19 protein-coding genes are annotated in these 23,024 nt (G+C 41.8%); 11 read left to right on the top strand and 8 right to left on the bottom strand.

Going from position 1 to position 23,024, the window contains the following annotated elements:
• Positions 1 to 7: 7 nt before the first annotated feature.
• Positions 8 to 796, bottom strand: a complete 789-nt coding sequence (locus F994_RS12050; RefSeq protein WP_004650762.1) for a putative porin — start codon at positions 794 to 796, stop codon at positions 8 to 10.
• Positions 797 to 1,121: 325 nt separating this feature from the next.
• Complete coding sequence (locus tag F994_RS12045) at positions 1,122 to 1,955, bottom strand: putative porin (RefSeq protein WP_004650761.1); 834 nt, start codon at positions 1,953 to 1,955, stop codon at positions 1,122 to 1,124.
• Between the two features lie 185 nt (positions 1,956 to 2,140).
• Here F994_RS12045 and prfB point away from each other — a divergent pair.
• From prfB to F994_RS12020, 5 genes are all read left to right on the top strand, one after another.
• A protein-coding gene (gene prfB, locus F994_RS12040; RefSeq protein WP_099049326.1) for a peptide chain release factor 2 occupies positions 2,141 to 3,236 on the top strand; the annotation gives its coding sequence in 2 pieces (ribosomal slippage) (positions 2,141 to 2,212 and positions 2,214 to 3,236; 1,095 coding nt in all).
• A 229-nt stretch (positions 3,237 to 3,465) separates the two neighbouring features.
• Positions 3,466 to 3,768 carry an ArsR/SmtB family transcription factor gene (locus F994_RS12035; RefSeq protein ID WP_004650759.1) on the top strand — a complete coding sequence of 101 codons (303 nt, stop codon included), beginning with the start codon at positions 3,466 to 3,468 and terminating at the stop codon, positions 3,766 to 3,768.
• 39 nt (positions 3,769 to 3,807) lie between these two features.
• Positions 3,808 to 4,884, top strand: a complete 1,077-nt coding sequence (locus F994_RS12030) for an alkene reductase (RefSeq protein WP_004650758.1) — start codon at positions 3,808 to 3,810, stop codon at positions 4,882 to 4,884.
• A gap of 110 nt (positions 4,885 to 4,994) precedes the next feature.
• Positions 4,995 to 6,275, top strand: coding sequence for a 3-deoxy-D-manno-octulosonic acid transferase (locus tag F994_RS12025; protein ID WP_004650757.1), 1,281 nt, complete (start codon positions 4,995 to 4,997; stop codon positions 6,273 to 6,275).
• A 216-nt stretch (positions 6,276 to 6,491) separates the two neighbouring features.
• Entirely contained in the window at positions 6,492 to 7,205 is a 714-nt protein-coding gene (locus tag F994_RS12020) for a 16S rRNA (uracil(1498)-N(3))-methyltransferase (protein WP_004650755.1), read from the top strand.
• On the opposite strand, the gene F994_RS12015 is transcribed toward F994_RS12020, so the two are convergent.
• Complete coding sequence (locus tag F994_RS12015; protein ID WP_004650754.1) at positions 7,188 to 8,165, bottom strand: mechanosensitive ion channel family protein; 978 nt, start codon at positions 8,163 to 8,165, stop codon at positions 7,188 to 7,190. The two genes, F994_RS12020 and F994_RS12015, sit on opposite strands and share 18 nt — an antisense overlap.
• Before the next feature lie 111 nt (positions 8,166 to 8,276).
• Positions 8,277 to 8,858 carry a DUF805 domain-containing protein gene (locus F994_RS12010; protein WP_004650753.1) on the bottom strand — a complete coding sequence of 194 codons (582 nt, stop codon included), beginning with the start codon at positions 8,856 to 8,858 and terminating at the stop codon, positions 8,277 to 8,279.
• Between the two features lie 289 nt (positions 8,859 to 9,147).
• Here F994_RS12010 and acs point away from each other — a divergent pair, with 289 nt between their 5' ends.
• Together acs and F994_RS12000 are read left to right on the top strand one after the other, a co-directional pair.
• Complete coding sequence (gene acs / locus F994_RS12005; protein ID WP_004650752.1) at positions 9,148 to 11,091, top strand: acetate--CoA ligase; 1,944 nt, start codon at positions 9,148 to 9,150, stop codon at positions 11,089 to 11,091.
• Positions 11,092 to 11,309: 218 nt separating this feature from the next.
• Positions 11,310 to 11,531 (top strand): hypothetical protein, encoded by a 222-nt coding sequence (locus tag F994_RS12000; protein WP_004650751.1) that lies wholly within the window; start codon positions 11,310 to 11,312, stop codon positions 11,529 to 11,531.
• Positions 11,532 to 11,735: 204 nt separating this feature from the next.
• Here F994_RS12000 and sfnG read toward each other — a convergent pair whose 3' ends face one another.
• Together sfnG and msuE are read right to left on the bottom strand one after the other, a co-directional pair.
• Complete coding sequence (gene sfnG, locus F994_RS11995) at positions 11,736 to 12,848, bottom strand: dimethylsulfone monooxygenase SfnG (RefSeq protein WP_004650750.1); 1,113 nt, start codon at positions 12,846 to 12,848, stop codon at positions 11,736 to 11,738.
• A gap of 29 nt (positions 12,849 to 12,877) precedes the next feature.
• The gene (gene msuE / locus F994_RS11990; protein WP_004650749.1) at positions 12,878 to 13,612 is read right to left on the bottom strand and encodes an FMN reductase; all 735 of its coding nucleotides are present in this window, start codon (positions 13,610 to 13,612) and stop codon (positions 12,878 to 12,880) included.
• A gap of 374 nt (positions 13,613 to 13,986) precedes the next feature.
• Between msuE and F994_RS11985 the strand changes: the two genes are divergently transcribed.
• Positions 13,987 to 14,637, top strand: coding sequence for a response regulator (locus F994_RS11985; protein WP_004650748.1), 651 nt, complete (start codon positions 13,987 to 13,989; stop codon positions 14,635 to 14,637).
• Between the two features lie 414 nt (positions 14,638 to 15,051).
• Here the strand turns inward: F994_RS11985 and F994_RS11980 are convergent, their stop codons facing one another.
• Positions 15,052 to 15,819 carry a hypothetical protein gene (locus F994_RS11980; protein ID WP_004650747.1) on the bottom strand — a complete coding sequence of 256 codons (768 nt, stop codon included), beginning with the start codon at positions 15,817 to 15,819 and terminating at the stop codon, positions 15,052 to 15,054.
• Between the two features lie 412 nt (positions 15,820 to 16,231).
• Positions 16,232 to 19,729: a hybrid sensor histidine kinase/response regulator gene (locus F994_RS11975; RefSeq protein WP_004650745.1), complete on the bottom strand. Its 3,498-nt coding sequence runs from the start codon at positions 19,727 to 19,729 to the stop codon at positions 16,232 to 16,234.
• 184 nt (positions 19,730 to 19,913) lie between these two features.
• Here F994_RS11975 and F994_RS11970 point away from each other — a divergent pair, with 184 nt between their 5' ends.
• From F994_RS11970 to F994_RS11960, 3 genes are all read left to right on the top strand, one after another.
• On the top strand, positions 19,914 to 20,246 hold the full coding sequence (locus tag F994_RS11970) for a DUF485 domain-containing protein (RefSeq protein WP_004650744.1): 333 nt from the start codon (positions 19,914 to 19,916) through the stop codon (positions 20,244 to 20,246).
• A 1-nt stretch (position 20,247) separates the two neighbouring features.
• Complete coding sequence (locus F994_RS11965; RefSeq protein WP_004650743.1) at positions 20,248 to 21,963, top strand: cation acetate symporter; 1,716 nt, start codon at positions 20,248 to 20,250, stop codon at positions 21,961 to 21,963.
• Positions 21,964 to 22,302: 339 nt separating this feature from the next.
• Positions 22,303 to 22,995, top strand: coding sequence for an ion channel (locus F994_RS11960; protein ID WP_004650742.1), 693 nt, complete (start codon positions 22,303 to 22,305; stop codon positions 22,993 to 22,995).
• Positions 22,996 to 23,024: the final 29 nt, after the last annotated feature.

Genomic DNA, 23,024 nt, shown 5'->3' with positions numbered 1-23,024 from the left:
TGTTTGCTTAGAAACGGTATTTCGCAGCGACACCAAATGAGTTGTAGTCGTTGTTACCGACTTCACCAAAACCAACACGACCTTCAAGGCTGACTTGTTGATTCAAGAATTTACGTGCATTAATCCCAAATTCGCTTTGATCAGTGAGATCGTTATTGCTGTAGTCGGCACCAATGCTGAGTGTTTTATCAATGAAGTAATCTGCAGCAAGGTTGTATTCGTCTAGATCACCAAATGCTGCACCGGCTTCTAAGTTAATGTCTTTACCATTGCTGAGTGTAGTCACGTATTTAGCACGCAGTGTTGGATCTACACCGTCGTCATTGTCGTTATCATAACCTTTCACACCTGCGGCAATTAATAAGCCCGGTGCAGGAAGATAACCGACTTCAGCGGCATAATACGTGGTATCGAAGTCATATTTTTGACCAAGAGCATTACGATATTCAGCATTGTTACGGCTGATATCACCACCTAGATAGAAATCTGAGTTTGGAACATAGAATTCAGCACCAACACCATAAGTATTGTTGTCAACATCACCACGGTCAGCAAATGTTGCATGTGCATTGACGTTGCTGGCGCGGTCAAGGAATGCTGCCTCTGCAAGAGGGGCATTACGCGTTTGTACTGGGTTAAAGTAATAAGTACCATCTACACCAAAAGCATTGCCTGAACCACCATGATCAGGGTCAAGATAAGCTGCTGATGCGCCTACTTCAGCTTGGTATGCATGAGCTGTACCTGTAAGAACAAGTGCTGAAAGTACAGCAGATGCGATTGCTAGTTTTTTCATGGATACGACCCCTCAAAATTTATGGTTAAAATTAATACATTTCTTGTTACAACTTTTAGTCTAGAGCAAAATGAAATGAGGTCAATCATTGCAGGGTTACAGAAATGTTTCAAACGTAATGTTGTGTAAATATTTTAATTTAATATGTTGAAATTTAATAAATTATTTAAATGTTTTGTTTTATTAAAATTGTGGATATTTTGTGGATTTAATGGATTTTTCTATAAAAAATTAAGCATTTCGTAACATTTTAATTTTTTAGCAATAAAAAAGCACCCTCGATTGAGCGTGCTTTGATCATCATTTTTAGGGCTGGTTTTTAAGCTTAGAAGCGGTAAGTTGCATTGATATTTACTGCTTGAACATTATCACCAAAACCCACTGCACCACCGACTGCGAAGTTAGAATTGATGAAATATTTTGAACGAATCGAGAAGAAATCTGTATCATCTTTTCCATCATCTACAATGCTATATGCAGCACCAAAGCTAAAGGCATGATCGAAGTAATAGTCGGCAGCAATGGTCACTGAGTCGGTATCACCAAAAGCGCCATCGGCTTCTAGATTAATGAATTGACCTTGAGCTAAAGGGGCAACATATTTGGCACGGACTGCAAAACGGTTGTCATCTTTGTCATTATCGCCTTGAAAACCATCCATACCTGCAGCGAATAATAGGTTAGATAAAGGCATATAACCGACCAATACACGATAAGTCGTTAGGTCAGAATCTTTTGAGTAAGACTCACGACCTAAAGGAGTTACAAGTTGGTATTTATCTTCAAGTTGACCAAAACCAATTTCGCCATTTAAGTAAAATTGTTCAACAAAATATTCAATTCCGCCGCCCAAATGGTGTGCACTTATTTCCTCTGAAAGGCTAGCAGCCATATTGTTTGCTGTGTTTTCTACATAGTTATAGGTATAACCTACATAAGCATTGCTGTTATGACCTAAGAATGCCGTTTCATTTAAAGGTGCTTCTGTTTCTAAAACGGGATTGAAGTAAAAAGTCCCTTTTAAACCAAATTGATAGTCTGTATCGGTATAATTATTCTTATGATCGGCATAGCTAAAGCCGCCATCTAATTGCGCATTATAGGCAAAACTTGAAGAAGCTATTGCAGCAAGACCCAATGCGAATAAACTGCGTTTCATAAAACCCCCAAACGGTTATTGTTGTAAAGAAATTGTAATTATGTTTCAAAAACACGCACATTGTTCATAAAAAATACATTTTGGTCAATCACTTATACAAAAATAATCCTGCTCAAATTCCTTGAATGCTCTGTGATATAATTTGCGGCTATGTAAGCCTAATATTCTGATTGAGAGTAATTCACGTGGAAATTAATCCTTATCTAAACCAATTAAAAGACTTAAACGACCGTGGTCAAACACTACGGGGGTATCTTTGACTACGATCTAAAGAAAGAGCGTTTAGAAGAAGTTCTCCGTGAATTGGAAGACCCGAGCATTTGGAATGACCAAGCCCGTGCGCAAGCCATGGCCAAAGAAAAAGGTGAGCTTGAAAACGTACTGAATGTATTGGAAGGCTTGTCGACTCAACTAGATGATGCACAAGCATTGCTTGATTTGGCAGTTGAAGCAGATGATGAAAGTTTGCTTGAAGATGTACAAGCTGAGTTAACCACGGCTGAAGAAGAGTTAGCGAAACTTGAATTCCGTCGTATGTTCAGCAATCCAATGGATCCAAATCCATGCTACGTCGAAATTCAGGCCGGTTCTGGCGGTACAGAAGCGCAAGATTGGGCTTCAATGCTGCTGCGTATGTATTTGCGTTGGATTGAACGTCATGGTTTTAAAGCCGAATTGATGGAAGAGTCGGACGGTGATGTGGCAGGGATTAAGTCGGCGACCATTCGTGTCGAAGGCGAGTATGCTTATGGCTGGTTACGTACTGAATCCGGTGTACATCGTTTAGTACGTAAATCACCTTTTGACTCGGGTAACCGTCGTCATACGTCATTCTCTGCGGTATTTGTCTCGCCTGAAGTCGATGACAACATTGAAATTGATATCAATCCAGCCGATGTTCGTACCGATACGTATCGTGCATCAGGGGCGGGTGGTCAGCATATTAACAAAACCGACTCTGCGGTGCGTTTAACCCACGCACCAACAGGTATTGTGGTGGCGTGTCAGAATCAGCGTTCACAGCATGCCAACCGTGATCATGCTTGGAAGCAGTTACGTGCAAAACTTTATGAGTTGGAAATGCAAAAACGTAATGATGCTGCGAAAGCCTTAGAAGATACTAAGTCTGATATTGGTTGGGGCAGTCAGATTCGTTCATACGTACTGGATGACTCGCGCATTAAAGATTTGCGTACCAGTGTGGAAAGCTCGAACACAGGTGCAGTGCTGGATGGTGATTTAGATAAATTTATTGAAGCCAGTTTAAAACAAGGTCTCTAAGTTTATTGTTAAAAACAGAGGCTAGTCCTCTGTTTTTTTAACGGTAAAATTTGGTTAGATGAGTGAATCCATTCATTGACCAGACAATGTTAGAATAGAATAAAGTTGTACAAAATTTTAGCAATTTACAAAAAGATTTCTTGTATCGAAAAATAACGATATTAATATCGTAAAAAATAGATATAATGAGTCTAGGTAAGGTGCTGATCATGAACATGAGTGAAATGAGATGGACACAGAAGCGATTTATAAAGCCTTAGCTAACCCGATTAGACGTCAGATTCTGCAATGTTTAAAAGAACCGAAACGTTTTATTTCCGCAGAAGAATGTGGAAATGATTTTAGTCGCGGGGTGTGTGCAGGGCATATGGAAAAAATCGCGGATATTTCTCAATCGACCATGTCCAATCATTTATCTGTTCTGCAACAGGCAGGACTGATTCATGTGACCAAACATGGTCAATGGTCTTATTTTTCACGTAATGAAGCACTGATCCAAGAATTTTTACAACATTTACAGCACGCGCTTTAGACTTCAATAAGTCCAAGCAAGCTGTAAGAGGATTGCTTGATGACAAATTTTTCAACACCGATTCAATTTGGTGAACTTAAACTTAAAAACCGTGTCGTGATGGCGCCGTTAACACGCAGCCGTGCAACAACTGATCGTGTTCCCACGCCGATGATGGCTGAATATTATGCCCAACGTGCAAGTGCAGGTCTGATTATTTCAGAAGCGACTGTGATTTCAGAAGCAGCCAATGGTTATGAAAAAACGCCGGGGTTATTTACTGATGCGCAAGTTGAAGGCTGGAAACTGGTGACCGATGCAGTTCATGCCAAAGATGGTCTAATTGTTGCGCAATTGTGGCATGTTGGTCGTGTATCGCATCCTGATTTATTAAACGGTGAAACGCCGGTTTCGGCCAGTGATGTCAAACAGGCGGGTTATGTCAGTTTACTGCGTCCAAAGCGTGAATATGTAGTACCACGTCCACTGGAAATTTCAGAAATTCAAACGATTGTTGAGCAATATAAACAGTCCGCCATTCGTGCCAAAGCCGCTGGTTTTGATGGGGTGGAACTCCATGCAGCCAATGGTTATTTGATTGACCAGTTCTTGCAAAGTTCGACCAATCAGCGTGAGGATAGCTATGGCGGTTCGGTTGAAAACCGTGCGCGTTTCTTGCTTGAAGTGGTGGATGCCTTAATTGAAGTTTGGGGTGCAGGTCGTGTCGGTGTGCATTTGGCACCGCGCGGTGATGAGCACGATATGGGCGATGCAAACCCGAAAGAAACTTTTGGTTATGTCATGCAAGAATTGGGTCAACGTCATATTGCGTTCTTCTTTACTCGTGAATATATCGATGCTGCAAGCATTAGCCTTGATATGAAAGCGCGTTCAAATGGTGTGCCCTATATTGCCAATATGCGTTTAAGCCGTGAAGATGCGTTGGATTTATTGGCATCGGGTCAAGCCGAAGCGGTGTCGTTTGGTAAAGACTATATTTCTAATCCAGACCTTTTTGAACGTTTAGTGCAAGATGAGCCGCTGAATGAATTGAAGCTTGAAAATATGATTGGAACTGATGTAGCAGAAGGCTATATCGACTATCCATTTTTCAAAAAGCAATTCGCTGAAAGCTAATTTCATCCCGATATAAAGCAGAATAAATCATTTGGCAGAGCAGAATTCATTAACATGTGAAGGCTGCTCTGTTATATTTTGCCGATTCAATAATATTTGAGGCAATTTGTTTGGCTACTCCTTTTTGGTACAACGCAGCATTAGCGATGATCAAACCATTGTATAAATGGCGAATAAAAAAACGTGCGTTGAATATGGAGCAGTTGCAACAAGAATGCCTTGAGCGTTTTGGCCCTTTTCAACAGCCCAAAAACCGCAATGCAATATGGTTTCATGTGGTTTCTGTCGGGGAAACCAATGCCGCACAGCCGTTAATTGAACACTATTTAAAATTGGGTCATGCTGTTTTAGTGACCAATACCACCAAGACGGGTCAAGCCCGTGCTAAATCACTCTTTTTAAAAGCACCGTATGCGTCTTTGTTTCAAGCGGTATATTTGCCTGCCGATCAGAAACAATTGGTACGGGCGTTCTATGAAAAATATCAACCCAAAGTATTGGTTTTGGTCGAAACAGAGATTTGGCCCAATTTAATCGATCAGGCCAAACATTTTAACGTGCCTTGTTTATTGATCAATGCGCGTCTTTCAGAAAAATCAGCGCAAGGTTATGCCAAAATTCCAAGTTTAACCCAAGGCATGTTGAATGGATTAGACCGTCTACTGGCGCAAGATCAAGCGACTTTACAGCGTTACTTAAATTTAGGTATGTCTGCAAATAAAAGTCAGGTCTTGGGCAGTATTAAGTTTGATATTCATGCCCCTGAAAGCTTCATACAGCAAGCTGAGCAATTAAAACAAGGCTGGAATTTAGCAGCGCGTAAAATCATTACCCTTGCCAGTACGCATGCACCCGAAGAACAAAAATTACTGACGGCTTTAAAGCCCTATTTAAGCCAATGTCCAGAGCTGTTGGTGATTGTAGTACCGCGTCATCCTGAACGCTTTGATGAGGTCTTTCAGTTGGCACAGGACTTACAACTCAACATACAGCGGCGTAGTTTAGGGCAAAGTATTGCAGCGGATACTCAAGTCTATTTGGCTGATAGTATGGGCGAGATGTGGTTGTGGTATGCCTTAAGTCAAGTCTGTTTTGTTGGTGGTTCATTGAATGAACCGGGTGGTGGGCATAATATTTTAGAGCCGATTGCGTTGCATGTGGCGACGGTGTTGGGCAAAAATTATTTTAACTTCCAAACCATTGTCGATGAGTTTGTGGCTGTTGAAGGCCTAACTGTTGTACAAGATGCCGAGCAAGCGGCTCAAGTTTTAATTGAACTTTTGACCGATGAAGCTAAAGCCAAAAGATTAAATAGCGCAGCGCAGCAGATCATGGCGAAAAATACAGGTTCTTTAGCAAAGCATATTGCGGTGATTGATCAGTATCTTTAAAAGTCCTGTGTACATACGCTGAAATTTATTTCGCGGAGGCGGCATGGATGCCGCCGTTAGGCTATGGTAAAGGGACTTACCATTAGCCTAACAAAGAGTTTTGCCTACTTTTGCTCTGTCAAAAGTAGGAACATGCCTACACAACGTAAAATAAAGTCATGAAATAATAGGTGGCTGTGCAGGTGTATTTGCTTTTAATAGTTGAATTTATAGCTTATGAATATTGTCCTGTTAGACCCACGCCAAACCGAATCTGAGCTTTGGTCGATTACATCGAAACGTCAGCTTGAACATTTAAAACAGCATGTGAATGTACAAGTGGGTGATCATCTCAAAGTTGGCATTCGAGAAGGTCAGCGTTACCTGACCGAAATTGTCGAAGTGACTGAACAAGCCATTAAACTTAAACCTATTCAAATTGAAGTTGTTCCAGCAAAGTTACCGGTCACTTTAATTTTAGCTATGCCGCGCCCGAAAGTGCTGCGCCGTTTAATGATGGACAGTGTCACGTTAGGGGTAGAAAAAATAATTCTTTTGCACAGTTATCGGGTGGACAAAAGCTATTGGCAAACGCCATTTTTGCAACAATTGGATCAATATGTGACGCTGGGTTTGGAACAAGCCGGTGATACGGTTGCCCCGCAAATTGACATTTATAAACGCTTTAAACCGTTTGTTGAAGATGTCTTACCCAGTTTAATTACAGCGGATAGACCTGCTTATGTGGCACATCCTTATGCAGAGCGCAAAATGCCATTTGCAATTGAACATGCCTGCACGATCGTGATTGGACCCGAAGGTGGTTTTATTCCTTATGAAATTGATTTGCTCACAAAAAACGGCTGCCAAGCATTCAGCTTAGGCAACCGCATTATTCGTACTGAAACCGTGATTTCTTATGTACTCGGTCGCTTATTTAGCGCGAGCTGATACATCGTCCTGTATGGCTGCATCACCACGATACACTTTGACTTCCTGTACTGGATAAGGAATCGAAATGTGGTGTTCTGCAAAGGCTTGAATCACTTGTTCTTGAACGCTACTGATGGAGGTCGAGGTTGCAGTTTCGGTAGTATCGACCCACCAGCGGACATTCAGATTCACTGAAAAATCGGCAAGTGCACTGACATTGACACTAAATGCGGGTTGGCTCAGGATGCTGACATCTCGATCCAAAATGGCCATGATAATATTTTTGGCTTTTTGAATATCATCTTCATAACCAATACCGACTACAAATTCACAGCGACGACGTTGATAGGCGGTATTGACCGTGACTGGACTGGTATAGACCGTGGCATTTGGAATGACGATACGGCGACCATCGGGTGAGCGTAAATAGGTGGCACGAATTTGAATATCTTCAACAGTACCTTCCATGCCCGACACAATAATGTCATCACCAATTTTGAACGGTTCACTTAATAAAATCAGAATACCTGACAACAAATTTTGGAAGATGTCTTTGAAGGCAAAACCGATGGCGACCGAACCAATCCCCAGTGCGCTCATCAGCTGACCGGGGGTGAACCCAGGAATCGCAATCACCATGGCAATTAGGAAACCAAGGAACATAATGGCAGAACTACCGACACGATTGAGCACTAAGACTAAGTTCTGCCGAGTATAAGAGCGGTCGGCTAAGGTTTTACGCACAAAGAATTTAAAGACTTTGACCAACAGTAAAAAAATACTAAAAACCACGATGGCGATACATAAATAAGGCACACGCTCCCAAAATCCATCGACAAATTTATCGATGGTGGAGTAGGCATCATTATATTTTGCGGTATGTGCGATGACAGTTTCCGCTGTTTTCTCAGTTGCTTCATGTAGAAGTTGAGAGGTACCTTGAGTCACTTCACTCAAGGCATTATTTTGTTCAGCCACAGGACTTCCGAGTTTGGGTTGATTGTTGCGTATTTTGCCTGAAACTGACGGCGAATTTAACCAAAACTCCGCGCTTTTGCTGTAGTTTTGTGAAAAAGGGCTGAGTGCATTTTAAAAATATTCACTGCCTTTTTGAATGACCTGTTGCGGCATGTCTAATTCACCTGCACCGACCATATAAGACAGCATGCTGCTTGAAGCCAAAACACTGAGCAACATCAGAATGATCATCAGCCATGCTAAGATTTTTTCCCAAACGGGTGTTTCACGCGGCAGACCATAGTTATTGATGCCTGCTGTACCTGAACCTAACAGTAAATACATGCCCAGCAAAATATTCAGCAAGGGCAGCATAAACAATAAAATAAACCAGCCACTTCGGTTCATGTCATGTAAACGCCGCACAGTAATCACTATTAAAAAATAGAAATACAGCAGCACAATCACCATAAAGCCTAGACCCGCAATACCCGTTAATGTATTGACGAACTGATGGTCCATAGACAGGGTATTGAGATTAAAAATCCCCACCGTTAGGCTTAAGGCAATCGTGGCTAAAAAAGTTACTAAATGCACAAAAGCATACCAGCCGATTGAACTTAAACGCCCAAAACGACCTTGCAGCGACAAAGGATGATCTGTGTTCGTTGCTTGAGATCTGGAAAAAAAAGAAACTGAGTCTTGTGGGTTCATACGCTTTTCCAAATCAGGTTGAGCTAAGACAATCGTGGATTTGATAAAATGGTCAGTGCAGCTTGTTATTAAATTATAAGATTAAAAGAACAGATCAGATACGAATAAGACGATTATTTTTGTTGAATACGATAAGGTGTTTATGTTTTAAATTGTATAAATAAACTACGACCAAAGCATGATTGAAGTGGTTGAAAAATAATCGCCATACTGTGAATATGCAGTGAATAAAATCAATAACGTGGCATAGCATCTCGTGATGAGATGAATAAGATCAAGGAAGTAAATAATGAAAGAAATCTATCCTGTACCAGAAGAATTTAAAAAAACAGCTCGTCTTGTAGAATCTGAATATTTCGAGCGTTATCAGCAATCTATTGATCAGCCAAATGAGTTTTGGGCAGAACAAGCGCATAAACTGGATTGGATTAAACCTTTTACTCAAGTCAAAAATACCAGTTTTAACAAAGATAATTTTAAAATTGAATGGTTTGCTGATGGGCAGCTCAACCTGAGTGCCAATTGCTTAGACCGACATTTAAAAGAACACCCACATAAACCTGCGATTATTTGGGAGGGTGATCATCCTTCACGGCATAAAATTATTTCTTTTAAAGAACTGCATGATGAAACCTGTCGTTTTGCCAATGTATTAAAAAAACACGGTGTAGGCAAAGGCGACCGTGTGGTGCTGTATATGCCCATGGTTTCTGAAGCGGCCATTTCAATGTTGGCGTGTGCTCGAATTGGGGCAGTGCATTGTGTGGTTTTTGGTGGCTTCTCACCAGATGCCTTGGCGAGTCGGATTGAAGACAGTCAAGCCAAAATTGTGATTACTGCCGATTCAGGTATGCGTGGCGGTAAGCCCATTCCACTCAAAGAAAATGTCGATGCTGCACTGCAAGTTCAGGGCACTGAATCGGTTCAAAATGTGATTGTGGTGCATCGCACCGGCAATCCGATTGAGTTAAAAGCAGGACGCGACCTGTGGTATCACATGGAAATTATGTCGGTCAATGAAATTTGCCCACCCGAGCCGATGAATGCAGAAGATCCGCTATTTATTCTGTATACCTCGGGTTCAACCGGTAAGCCGAAAGGGGTGTTGCATACCACGGGCGGTTATCTCACCTATGTGAATTCAACTTTTCGTGAAGTATTCGATTTAAAACAAGATGATGTGTTTTGGTGTACCGCAGATGTTGGCTGGATTACCGGACATTCTTATGTCCTGTATGGGCCATTGTCGAATGGTACGACCACGCTGATGTTTGAAGGTGTACCGCAGTATCCGACGTGGGCACGTACTGGTCATATTGTCGATAAGCACAATGTCACCATCCTCTATACGGCACCGACTGCCATTCGCTCCATGATGCGTGAAGGTGATCGGTTTGTTCGGGAAAGTGACCGCAGTAGTTTACGTTTGATTGGATCCGTGGGTGAGCCGATTAATCCAGAGGCATGGAATTGGTACTATACCGTGGTGGGTGAAAGCCGCTGTCCTGTGGTCGATACGTGGTGGCAAACGGAAACAGGTGGTATTTTAATTTCCCCTTTACCGGGAGCCACGGATTTAAAACCGGGGTCTGCAACGCGCCCCTTGTTTGGCATACAACCGGCTATTGTCGATACTGAAGGTCATGAACTAGAAGGTGAAGCCGAAGGTAACTTGGTGATCAAGGATTCTTGGCCGGGTCAAATGCGCACCATTTGGGGCGATCCTGAGCGTTTTATTGAAGCCTATTTTTCGACTTATCCGGGTGTGTATTTCACTGGAGATGGCGCACGGCGTGACAAAGACGGTTATTACTGGATTACAGGACGCGTGGACGATGTGCTGAATGTCGCTGGACACCGTTTAGGCACAGCAGAAGTCGAAAGTGCTTTGGTTGCCCATGAGGCTGTTGCAGAAGCGGCGGTGGTGGGTATGCCGCATGAGATTAAAGGACAAGGGATTTGCTCTTTTGTCACTTTGCAAGCGGGCACAGCGGAATCGGAAGAACTACGCAAAGAATTGGTCGATTGGGTGCGTAAAATTTTGGGTCCGATTGCGACACCAGATGCACTGCATTGGGCACCGGCTTTGCCAAAAACCCGTTCCGGTAAAATCATGCGCCGGATTTTAAGAAAAATTGCCGCCAATGAGTTGGATAGTTTGGGCGATACTTCAACTTTGGCGGAGCCACAAGTGGTCGAAGCTTTAATCCTCACCGTGCACCCCAATAGATAAATTTTTTAGGGATACCGTCTGGTGGCTCAGGCGGTATTTTTATTTTAGTATTTAAGTTGTATTGCAGGAAAATTTAAACTTTGAAGCGCTTAGAAATCATCTTCCTGATGCTACTTATTCTACTTATTTTATTTGCGATACAGTGGATGTTTCATGGTTTTCCTACAGGAAATTAGCATGCAATAAACATACATCATCAGGACGCTAGGGGGAACCAAGTGAAGCATGCAGATCGTTTCATTGTTGCTGTTTATTACGCTATAGGCGGCGTTGTACTTGGTTTTGGCGTGGCACTCTATTTCTCTCTTTACGCTAGTCTAGAGATTGATTCAGCTCAAATTGTATTGAGCAGCGTTATTTTATGTTTTGCTATGGGGTATCTTTTTCCTCATGCTGTGGGGACTTTATTTAAGTGGATTTGGAGATTATTTACCCATTAAAAAAGGTTCTCTAAAGTCTATTTTTTAATTTTGGCTTTACCAACTGCTTCTATTGATCCAAAACGATGGATCAAAGAAGGCGATTACTTTTGTAAATATGTATTTTAAACTGCATTGAATGTTCATAAAAAAAACCCCTCAAGCCGAGTCTTGTGGGGAATGGAGAATACCTTTTATTGTTATTATTATGCTGTGCGAATGTCGTTAAGCTGACTTCGCTTGAATTGCCAGTGCTTGCTGCTGTTTTGCTTCAAGTTCACGAACCAAGGGTAAAACTTTCTGACCAAAATATTCGACTTCTTCAATAAAGTGTAAAAAGCCAGACAGAACCAAATCGACTCCCACACTTTTGAGCGCAACAATACGTTCTGCAATTTGTTGCGGTGTGCCAATCAGATTGGTTTTAAAGCCATCGTTATACTGTACTAAATCTTCAAAGGTAGATTTTGCCCAGTTGCCTTCGCCTTCAGTGGTTGAGGCACCCGCTTCACGTGTGGCATCGCCAAATGCATTGACCGCTTGAATGTTGGCTTTATCAATAATTTCTTGCAGTACCGCCTGTGCTTCTTCTTCAGTATCACGGGCAATAATGAACGCATTGACACCAATTTTGACCTGATGACCATTTAGTTTGGCTTTTGTACGAATGTCATCAATTTGCTTTTTCAATTCCTCCGTTGTATTGCCATTGGTAAAGTACCAATCGGAAACGCGCGATGCCATATCGCGTGCAGCACGTGAGCTGCCCCCTTGAAAAATTTCGATATGCGGTTTCTGCACCGGTTTTGGCTTTAAAGTGTAATCTTTAAACTGGTAATACTTACCCTCAAAACTAAAATGATCTTCGCTCCAAACGCCTTTTAAACAACGGATAAATTCCTCAGAACGCGCATAGCGTTGGTCATGCTCTGGCCATTCTTCACCAATCGCATCAAACTCGCCACGGAACCAACCACTCACCACATTAATGGCGATACGACCCTGAGTCAGATGGTCAATGGTGGCCAATTGTTTTGCAGCTAAAGCGGGCTTCCAAGGACCCGGCAAAATTGCCGCAATCACTTTCAGCTTTTCAGTTTTTGCCAATAGCCCGTGGCTAAAACTCACGGATTCATGTTGATTGTCCGCACCATAACCCGCAGTAAAACGAATTTGGGTGAGGGCATAGTCAAAACCACTTTTTTCCGCGGCTTGTGCTAAACGCACGTTATATTCATAGCTCCAATCTGTGCGCTGTGTGATATTACTGACCACCAAACCACCGCTGACATTCGGAACCCAATAGGCAAAAGTAATATTTTGATTTGGTTGAGTCATATCTTTACCCTCTAGCTGGATGCTTTAACTTATGCCACTTGAGGCTTTGGTGCTTTTTTATGATGTAGACGAGATTCTGCGGCATCTAAATTGGGTACTGCGGCAGAAGGTAAGACGTCATCTTGCTCAATTTGTTTATTGATGCCCAAGTTTTGGTTGGCCAGTTGAGTTTTTTCTTTCACCACTTCTGCACGTTGACCTTTCGCTGGTGCCCATTCCAAAATAGGCAATGCACGTGCGACAGCCAACGTAATACGGTCGCGTAAAAATTCACTGTGAATGGTGTATTCAGGGGTAAAATCTTTGTCTGTTGCATAGACACCAATCGGTAAAGTCTGTGCTTGGAAGAAGCTAAACAATGGACGTAATTGATGCTCAAGGACCAAAGCATGACGTTCACTACCACCCGATGCAGCTAAAAGAACAGGTACATCAACCAATGCAGTTTGTTCAACAAAGTCAAAAAAGTGCTTAAAAAGCCCCGTGAAAGATGCACGATAAACCGGTGTTCCTACAATGAGGGCATCGGCAGCTTCAACCGCAGCCAAGTCATCTTGTACCCGTTGTGGCAGTTGATTACGGTAAATCGCTCCCCCCAATAAATGACCAATTTCACTGAATTTAATAAAATGCACATTAATTGGCGTAGCTTCACCTAATTCATTCAGAATTTCTTGCACGAGAGCTTCTGTTTTAGACGGGTTATTTAAGCCACCGGATACGGCAACAATGTTAAGCGGTTTTTGTTGATTAAGAATGGTCATGAACGTAAAACCTAAGTTGAATCTCGGAATAGTGTTCATTTATCAACATTGTAGAAGGTACTGTAAAATAAAGAAAAAAAAATAGGTTATCTGTTTTTAAGATATAACTGTTTTTAAAATAATGCTGGCGAAAATGGTGGTTTAATTATTTGAAAAGTAAAGTTATATTTGATTTGAATAAGCATTTTCGTTGCATGAATAAAATTTATATCAAAATGTGATTAGATTTGATGTTTTTTGGAAAAATGCAAAAAAAACTAATTTTTTTATAAAATAATGGCATATCGAGTAAAAAAAGTGATTCCTGCATATCCTTAACGATGATTGTGTGGTTAGAATAGCCATCACTGTGCACAAGATCTTTCATGTCGCTTATGAACATTTTAATCGTTGATGATCATCCGTTATTTCGTCATGCTTTAATTCAAGCAGTTCGTTATAGCTTACCGCAAGCTCAAATTAATGAAACAGCTGCAGTAAATGAGTTTTATGAACGTTTAGATAACGGACCAGAACCAGATTTGGTTTTATTGGATCTTAATTTACCGGGGGCGTCGGGCTTTTCGGCTTTGGTTCATGTACGTGCACAATATCCCTCGATTCCGATTATTGTGGTTTCTGCACACGAAGAAGTTTCAATCATTCAACGTGCGATTGCGCATGGTGCGATGGGCTATATTCCAAAATCAGCGCATCCAAGCCATATTGGTGAAGCGATTCGCCAAGTGCTAGAAGGTGAAATTTGGTTACCACCGAACTTACCGACTAATCTGAATTTTGATCCACGTGCGGCAGATGAAACTGCGTTGGCAGAACGAATTCAATCGCTTACGCCACAACAATTCCGCGTTTTAATGATGGTTGCGGAAGGTTTGTTGAATAAACAGATTGCCTATGAGTTAGATGTTTCTGAAGCAACGATTAAAGCGCATGTCACAGCCATTTTCCGTAAATTGGGGGTACAAAATCGTACTCAAGCGGTCTTGGCTATTAGTGCTTTAAATATTGAAGAAAAGAAAATGTGATGTTCTGAACACAGTCTGAAATAGAAAAAGGCACTCATGGAAGTTAATGCCTGTCAGTTAAGGAGTTTTGTAATAAACTCCTTAACTTTTTAGTGCTTCACAACGGAGTCTTATATTTTTAAATCAAATACTTGGAGCTCATCTATTACTTTGGATAAGCCCAAAGTAATCAAAGGCATTTGTCATCCGCAAAACTCGCCAAATCCCTTTTATTGATTAATAAATCGCAGAAACTGTACTTTTCCAAAGTAGTCTTGCCTCGAACAGTTGCGGATGACGTTTCCGCGTATCTAATAACATCATGAATTTAAAATAAAAAAGCCAGTCAATTTATTAACTGACTGGCATTACTTCATGAAAGTGCCTTTTTTATGAAAATCAATTTTTGCAATTTAAACAAAGAAAAAATTTAACCTAAATTACCCAGCTTTTTTTAGGTGTTAGGTCTGTGCAAAATAATGGATTGAGTGCGCATTGCAGGTCATCAATCTGTTCTTGAGAAACATAGGATTTTTCTTTCAGATATTCAGCGACGCTATCATCACGTAGGCTTAAAAAGGCCGCATCATAGACACCTAAGTCGACAAATAAAGCGGCTGTTTCTAAGCTGTTAAAATGGTCTAGGTAGATGTCATTGCCATACATAAGAAAAATATGATCTTCACGATTATCTGAATTTACAGCCAAGTGCTGGGCCAATTCAAAAGGTGAGGTTTTAATAAATAACAGGTCGGATAATTCGTCAAATTGTGTGGTGTCCAATAGATTTTCATTGGTTTTGACCTTACCAAGCCATGCTTTAAACACCAGCACGGCACCACCACGGAGTAACATGCTCCAAATTTGATGACGTACTGCATCACTTAAGCCATTCGATTCAGTCTTTAAGGATTCAATCAATTTATCTTCTTGTTCAGCCAGTCGTTCAAATAGACCTAGGCCTTGTGGTTTATGCGCCGCAGGTGTGAAGACATCAAAATTTAAATCGGCAAATACTTGTAAGGCAAGTGGTACAGCACTTTGGTACAAGGTGTTTAAAGCTTGAATATGTGTATCATTTAACTTGCTGTATTTAAATAATTCAGTCCATTGAATTTCGGGTAATAGGGCATTGGTTCCATATTGACGGTAAAATTGTTGCGATTGATCTAAATCATGATTTCCAGCTTGCGAAATGTTCATCTTCAAACTCCTGTGTTTTTGTCGGATGATCAGTTTCTGTGAGCAGCGTTTTTGAAGTGTGCTTATTGCGAGATAAAACTGACCTTTTCTTGCTTTTATATATGGTCTAGCAGCGCACTGAACGGAATACGACTAAAGTTGTAGATTGAATTTTTTGCATAAAAAATTATTTTAAAACAGCATTTTGAAAAATTGTAACCAAGTGTACATGTATTCACTTAAATTTTGATCTTCTTTGCCATAGAAAATATAGGCTTGAAATTTTTAGTCAATCGAGCAGCGCTTAAAATACAATTTTTTGAGCAGTTTGGCCTAAGTAGGAAAATAAATTGCCAGTGCCGCTGACCAAAGGTGTATTTGTGGCTTAAAACGTCCATTTCATCACGTTGAAATGGACGTTTGATTTTGCAGTTTAGGATTCAGAACTTGAAATTTTTAAGCCTGAAAGCCATGAACGTAGGGATGCCGGTTTTAACGGTTTTTTCAGCAAGACAATATTGAGTTCTTTCAAATGTTGCGGCAGCTCTGGATCAGAATCCGCAGTAATCAGTGCTACAGGAACTTGTTCTTGACGATTTTCCACAATGAAATCTAAACCAATTTTATGGTTGTTTAAATGTTGATCGACCAACCAGACTTGAATATTTTCTTGCTGAATGAGGCGTAAGGCTTGCTCAGGCTCAGTCGCTTTAAAGACTTGATAGCCCCATTTGGTCAGCAGGGTAGACATGCCTTCTAAAATGGTTTCATCATTGTCTAAGCATAAAATTTTATAGGCTTTGCTTTTCAGTGGAATGGCCTGTATTGGGGTTGTCACCACTTGAGGTGCTTCGACAATCGGCACTTCAATCATGAAACAAGAGCCTTTGCCATATTCAGAATAGACATGCACAGGGTAGTCCAGCAGGCTGGTCATACGTTGCACAATGGCTAAGCCCAGTCCAAGCCCTTGTTCACCCCAAGGCGACGTATGTCCACAGCGCTCAAACTCTTGGAACAGCTTAATGCGTTGTTCTTCAGCAATCCCCGGACCGGTATCCCAAACCCCAATGCGAATATGGCGTGGTTTTTCCGCAGAACGCAGAACTCCGACAATCACTCGACCTTTCGCGGTATAGCGTAAGGCATTACTGACAAAGTTTTGAATAATACGGCGAATCCATTGTGGATCGGTATCAATCCAGAATTGTGCATCATGGACACTAAATTGAATGTGACGTTGTGCTGCAATGGACTTAAATTGCAGTTCTAAATCGCTGAGTAAGTCGTGTAGTGGATAAGGCTGACGTTTCGGTTGAATCGTACCCCCTTCTAAACGTGCAATATCCAGTAAGGCCGACAGCATACTTTCAGCACCATGTAAGGCACGATCCAGCTGTTGCAGAGTCTTACGGTCTTCATCCGACTGTACGCTTTGCTCTAATGCTGTACTAAACAAACGCGCGGCATGCATCGGTTGCAGTAAGTCATGGCTGGCTGCAGCAATAAAGCGGCTTTTTGACATATTGGCGCGGTCAGCTTGTTCGCGTGCCAATTGTTGCTCGGAAAGGGCATTGGCAAGCTGTTGAGTACGATCCTGTACACGGGCTTCAAGCACCGCTTCATTTTCACGGAAAGCGGTAATATCGGCAAAAGTGGTGACAAAACCGCCGCCTTCAATTGGATTGCCGCGCATTTGAATGACCCGACCATCTTTACGGATACGTTCAAATTCATGCGCACTTCCCATCGCCATCCAATGAATCCGTTTCCGTACATGTTCTTCTACTGAACCGGGACCACATTCGCCACGTTCTGCGTTATAGCGAATTAAATCGGCAATCGGGCAACCGACATAGACAATGTCTTTGGGATAATCAAAAAGGATCAGGTATTGATTATTCCATGCCACCAAGCACATATTTTCATCCACCACACTCACCCCTTGGGTCATGTGGTCAATCATGGTCATAATCAGATTTTGGTTAAAACGCTGCCATTGCGAGGCTTGGTCTAAAATATTTGCGACCTGACCCAAGGCTAAACCATTATTGACCATAGCGGTGGTCAGCAAAGTCCGTGCGGAAGCTGAACCAATGGTTCCTGCTAGATATTGTTCTGTGAAGCGCCACCACATACCGTTGGCACTGCTATTTTCATTCAAGATGACATTATTTTGCGCACAGAATTGTTGAAATGCTTGCGTGGCTGGCCCTTCACCGGTAATCCGTTTGGCCAAGGCAATTAAATCCCCCACTTTTAGGCGGGCAACGTCATGATTGAGGTAACTTATATCCGTTGAACTGGTGTGTGTGGGTAAGGGCTTGGTTTCGTAATAGAAAAAGCTTTCTGCTTGAATTTGTTCGGCAATACTAGGACGAAAGATTCGTGAAATCCAAACATAGAGCAGAATATTGAGACCTAAAGACCAGACAACACCATGGGTCAAAGGGGCAAAAGACTGGAAACCCAGCAAGGCTTCTGGACGTAACCAGTTAATTCCTAAAGGCCCGAGGTTGAGGAACTGTTGGGTAAATTGGCTATATTCAGCAGGAAAGCTGCGCAGTATTGTGGGTAACAGTAAAGTGTATGACCACATGAAAAAGCCAGTCAGCAGCCCGGCATAGACCCCTTGTTTACTGCCGCCTCGCCAATACAGTCCACCGATCAGGGCAGGGGAGAATTGGGCTACGGCACTAAATGCCAGTAATCCGAAAACGGAGAGCTGGTCAATATCATTGAAAAAATGGAAGAACAAAAAGCCCAATAACATGACGGCTAAAATACAGACACGACGGGTAAATTTCAGTACCAAAGGCAGGCGCTTGTCATGTCGTGAAAGTATGCCTGTACGCCATAATGCCGGCATAATCAGGTCATTACTGAGCATAATCGACAAGGCGACCGAAGACACTAACAGCATACCGGTAGAGGCAGAAAAACCACCCAAAAAGGCCAATAGGGTTAACCAGTCTTGGTTATAACTCAGGGGCAAAGACAGCACAGCAACATCGGGAATCGCTAAAAAGTGCGGTGCGGCATGTAAAGCCCAACTGGCAATCGGAATAATGGCAATGGTGGTCAGAATCAGATAAACGGCAAACCAGCGACGTGCTCCACGAATATGTTTTTCATCGCGTAATTCAACCACAGCGACATGGAACTGGCGTGGTAAACAAATAATCGCCAGTGCTGCCAGCATGGTTTGTACCCAAAAGGTATCTGGTACACCCAAAAGCTGGACCTGTTTAAAGGTATCGGCGACATCATTGGAAATTTGCCCCAAATTATCGGGTGCTTCAAAGACAAAAAATAAGGCAACACACAATAAAGCAAATAATTTCACAAAGGATTCAAACGCCACTGCCAGCATGAGGCCGCCATGTTGTTCGGTATTAGCAATTTGCCGTGTGCCAAACATCATCGCCAGAATGGCTAAAATACCGGTCAGGAACAGGACGCCATTGGTGGTGCTTTCTATGTTGGTATCTTGTTGTAAAATCACGGCGGCACTTAAGGCAATCGCTCTAAGCTGTAAAGCCAAATAGGGAATGATGGCAATGACGGCAAGAATGGTCACCAAAGATGCCAAAGGCCCACTTTTGCCATAACGCGCAGCGACAAAGTCGGCGATGGAGGAAATGGCATGATGCTGACGGACTCGACCTAAACGTCGCCAAATATCATAACCCACTCCAACAAAGATCAGTGGACCCAGATAAATCGGCAGAAAGATAATGCCTTCACGAACAGCAGCCCCTGTCGCACCATAAAAGGTCCAAGATGAACAATACACGCCTAGAGTTAGACTAAAGAGTAACATGCGGCCACGAGTGCTTAATCGGCTGGCGTGTTTTTCCCCAAAAAATGCGCAGATAAAAAGTAATGCGATATAGAGGGCCAAAACCCCGATGATAAGCCAGCTATTCATATTGCCTACAGTCTGAAACTATGACGTCATAATACCCTATCTGGTAATCTGATCAGTGCAATTGGTTAAAATTTAACGACCAAAGTATTAATTACAACAACCCAACAAGATTGTTAAGTTATACAACGTAATAATTCGAATTAAAAATAGCACTTATGGTTGGGTGCAAACAGGAGTATAGGTTATGGATGAGAGACAGGTAGATCAAATTCTACAGAATCCAAAGTTTAAGGAAATGGTTGCAAGAAAAAGTCGTCTGAGCTGGACACTGACTGCAATTATGTTGTTTGTATACGTCGGTTTTATGCTGCTCGTCGGTTATAACAAAGAATTGTTAATGACTTCTTTTAGCGGTGGCGTGACCACTATAGGTATGCCACTTGGTCTAAGCATCATCGTATTATCATTTGTACTCTGCGGCGTGTATTCTTATATTGCGAATAAGACCCTTGATCCATTGACAGAAGATGCAATGCGCGAAGTAGAAGCAATTGCCAATGAAAAAGGACTGCATTAAGATGAAATGGAATTCATTGAAAGCTCAAGCACTTGCAGCATCAACGCTGCTCATGTCAGGTATGGCAATCGCAGGTCCAGATTTAGGCGAGGCTCAACAGCAAGCGACTAACTGGCATGCCATTATTATGTTCGTTATTTTTGTTGCGTTTACTTTGGTGATTACCAAGTGGGCAGCAAAACAAACCACAAGTACTCAGGACTTCTATACCGCAGGTGGCGGTATTTCAGGTTTCCAAAATGGTTTAGCGATTGCTGGTGACTATATGTCGGCAGCATCATTCTTGGGTATTTCAGCGCTGGTATTTAGCTCAGGTTTTGATGGTCTACTGTATTCACTTGGTTTCATGGTGGGTTGGCCAATTGTATTATTCTTAGTTGCAGAGCGTTTACGTAACTTGGGTAAATACAACTTATCTGACGTTGTGTCTTTCCGTTTAGAAGAAAAACCAGTCCGTACTTTAGCAGCAGTGAGCTCATTGGTTGTTGTTGCGTTCTATCTGATTGCTCAGATGGTGGGTGCAGGTCAGTTGATCAAATTGCTTTTCGGTCTGAACTACAACATTGCTGTTGTGATCGTTGGCTTACTGATGATGGCTTACGTGATCTTCGGTGGTATGTTGGCAACGACTTGGGTACAGATCATTAAAGCAGTTATGCTTTTATCTGGCGCAACGTTCATGGCCTTTATGGTTATGAAAGGTGTTGGTTTTAGCTTTACCAATATGTTTGAACAATCGATTCAAGTCTTCAGTAAAGTGCATGACATTGGTCTAGCGGAAGCTGGAAATATCATGGGACCGGGTAAATTGGCTGCAAATCCAATTGACGCGATTTCATTGGGTCTTGCACTCATGTTCGGTACAGCAGGTCTGCCACACATTTTAATGCGTTTCTTTACGGTAAAAGATGCCAAAGAAGCACGTAAATCAGTGGTTGTTGCAACAGGTTTCATTGGTTACTTCTACCTTTTAACATTCATTATTGGTTTCGGTGCGATCCTTTACGTATCAAACAACCCACAGTTTATTGATGTTGCTAAAATGGCGGTTACTGGCAAGTTAGAGCTTGTTGGTGGTAACAACATGGCTGCAGTTCACTTAAGTGATGCTGTTGGTGGTGACTTGTTCATGGGCTTCATTTCAGCAGTGGCATTTGCAACGATTCTTGCCGTTGTTGCTGGTTTGACTCTGTCAGGTGCATCAGCAATTTCACATGACTTGTATGCAAACGTATTCAAAAAAGGTCAAACGACTCCTGAATCTGAACTTCGTATGTCTAAAATTGCAACTTTAGGTTTAGCAATTTTTGCCATGATTTTGGGTATTTTGTTCGAAAAACAAAACGTTGCCTTCATGGTGGGTCTAGCATTCTCAGTAGCTGCTTGTGCCAACTTCCCAGTTCTTGTACTTTCAATGTTCTGGAAAGGTTTAACCACACGTGGTGCAGTGATTGGTGGTGTTGTTGGTTTAGTGACAGCGGTAACGTTGATTATTCTAGCGAAAGCAGTTTGGGTCGATACATTGGGTATTTCTGATAAAGCAGTGAATCCATTTAATGGTCCTGCAATTTTCGCAATGCCATTGTCATTCTTCTGCTGCTGGTTGTTCTCTGTGACTGATAGTTCAGCACGTGCAGAAGCAGAACGTAAAGCATTTGATGCGCAGTATGTACGCTCTCAAACGGGTATTGGTATCTCTGGTGCATCTGATCACTAAGACTTAAAATAGAAGCAATAAAGAAGTCCCTTCGGGGACTTTTTTTATGCGTTGAATATTTAAACTCGATTTATGTTTAAAGTGCTCTTTTTCTGCTTCAGCAGATGAATGTGAGTCCAATTTGAACTTTATTTTTGCAGCGCGTAGCGGCTTTGACAGCGACAGCTTTAATTCAATGCTCACTGCATTTTACATTTTTACTTTTATGCCCAAAATAGATTTGTGACTTTTATTCTGGCAAAGGTCAGTCGTATTTTGTGCTCAATTCATGCTAAGTTAATCAGATTCAAAAAAGAAAACACTGAAATAAACAAAAATAGAAATAGCTTGGAGTTGTAAATGCAGGTGCTGATTGACGTTTGGAAAGTTTTTCGCTTATTGCCCTCTGCTTGGCTCATTTTATTGCAATTTATTATTTTAATTTTATCCATCAGCGTCAATTACAGTATGACTTATCGCACCATAACTTGGGTTTTAGGCGTCTTGGTTTTACTGGTGATTGCTAAAGTGATTCGCCAAACCCCGATGTTTACCATTTTAGGACTCAGTTTTGTGGGTGGGGCAGTACTTTTTTCTTTACTGATGTTATTGGGTTTCGATCATCGAATGATTCAAGTGATTGCACATGGTTTCGAGGCCGCAGCTTATTTTAGTGCAGCTTATGGTTTATTACGCTATATGTTTGAAGACCGCTATTTAACCAGAGATGAAATGTTTGCTGCGGGTGCGGTATTTACACTGCTGGCTTGGGGGTTTGCATTTTTATATAGTATTTGCCAGATTTTAGTGCCTGATAGTTTTCAAAATCCCAATATGAGTGGTGTACAGACGTGGCTTAATTTATTGTTTTTAAGTTTTAGTTTGCAATCGGCGACGGGATTGTCAGATTTAATGCCGATGAGCGCGCCAGCACGGGTGTTGGCAATGCTGCAAATGTTCTGCGGTGTGATGTACTTAGCACTGATTGTCTCGCGTCTTATTTCCCTGCAATACATCGCTTATTTACCTAAAAATGATCAAGAGCATAAATAAAAGACGAGTATGAGAGTGTTACAGGAATG

This window comes from Acinetobacter bohemicus ANC 3994 (genome assembly GCF_000367925.1).
Classification (GTDB): domain Bacteria; phylum Pseudomonadota; class Gammaproteobacteria; order Pseudomonadales; family Moraxellaceae; genus Acinetobacter; species Acinetobacter bohemicus.
The sequence above is the reverse complement of the archived record's forward strand: the minus strand, read 5'-3'. Positions and strand labels throughout refer to the sequence as shown.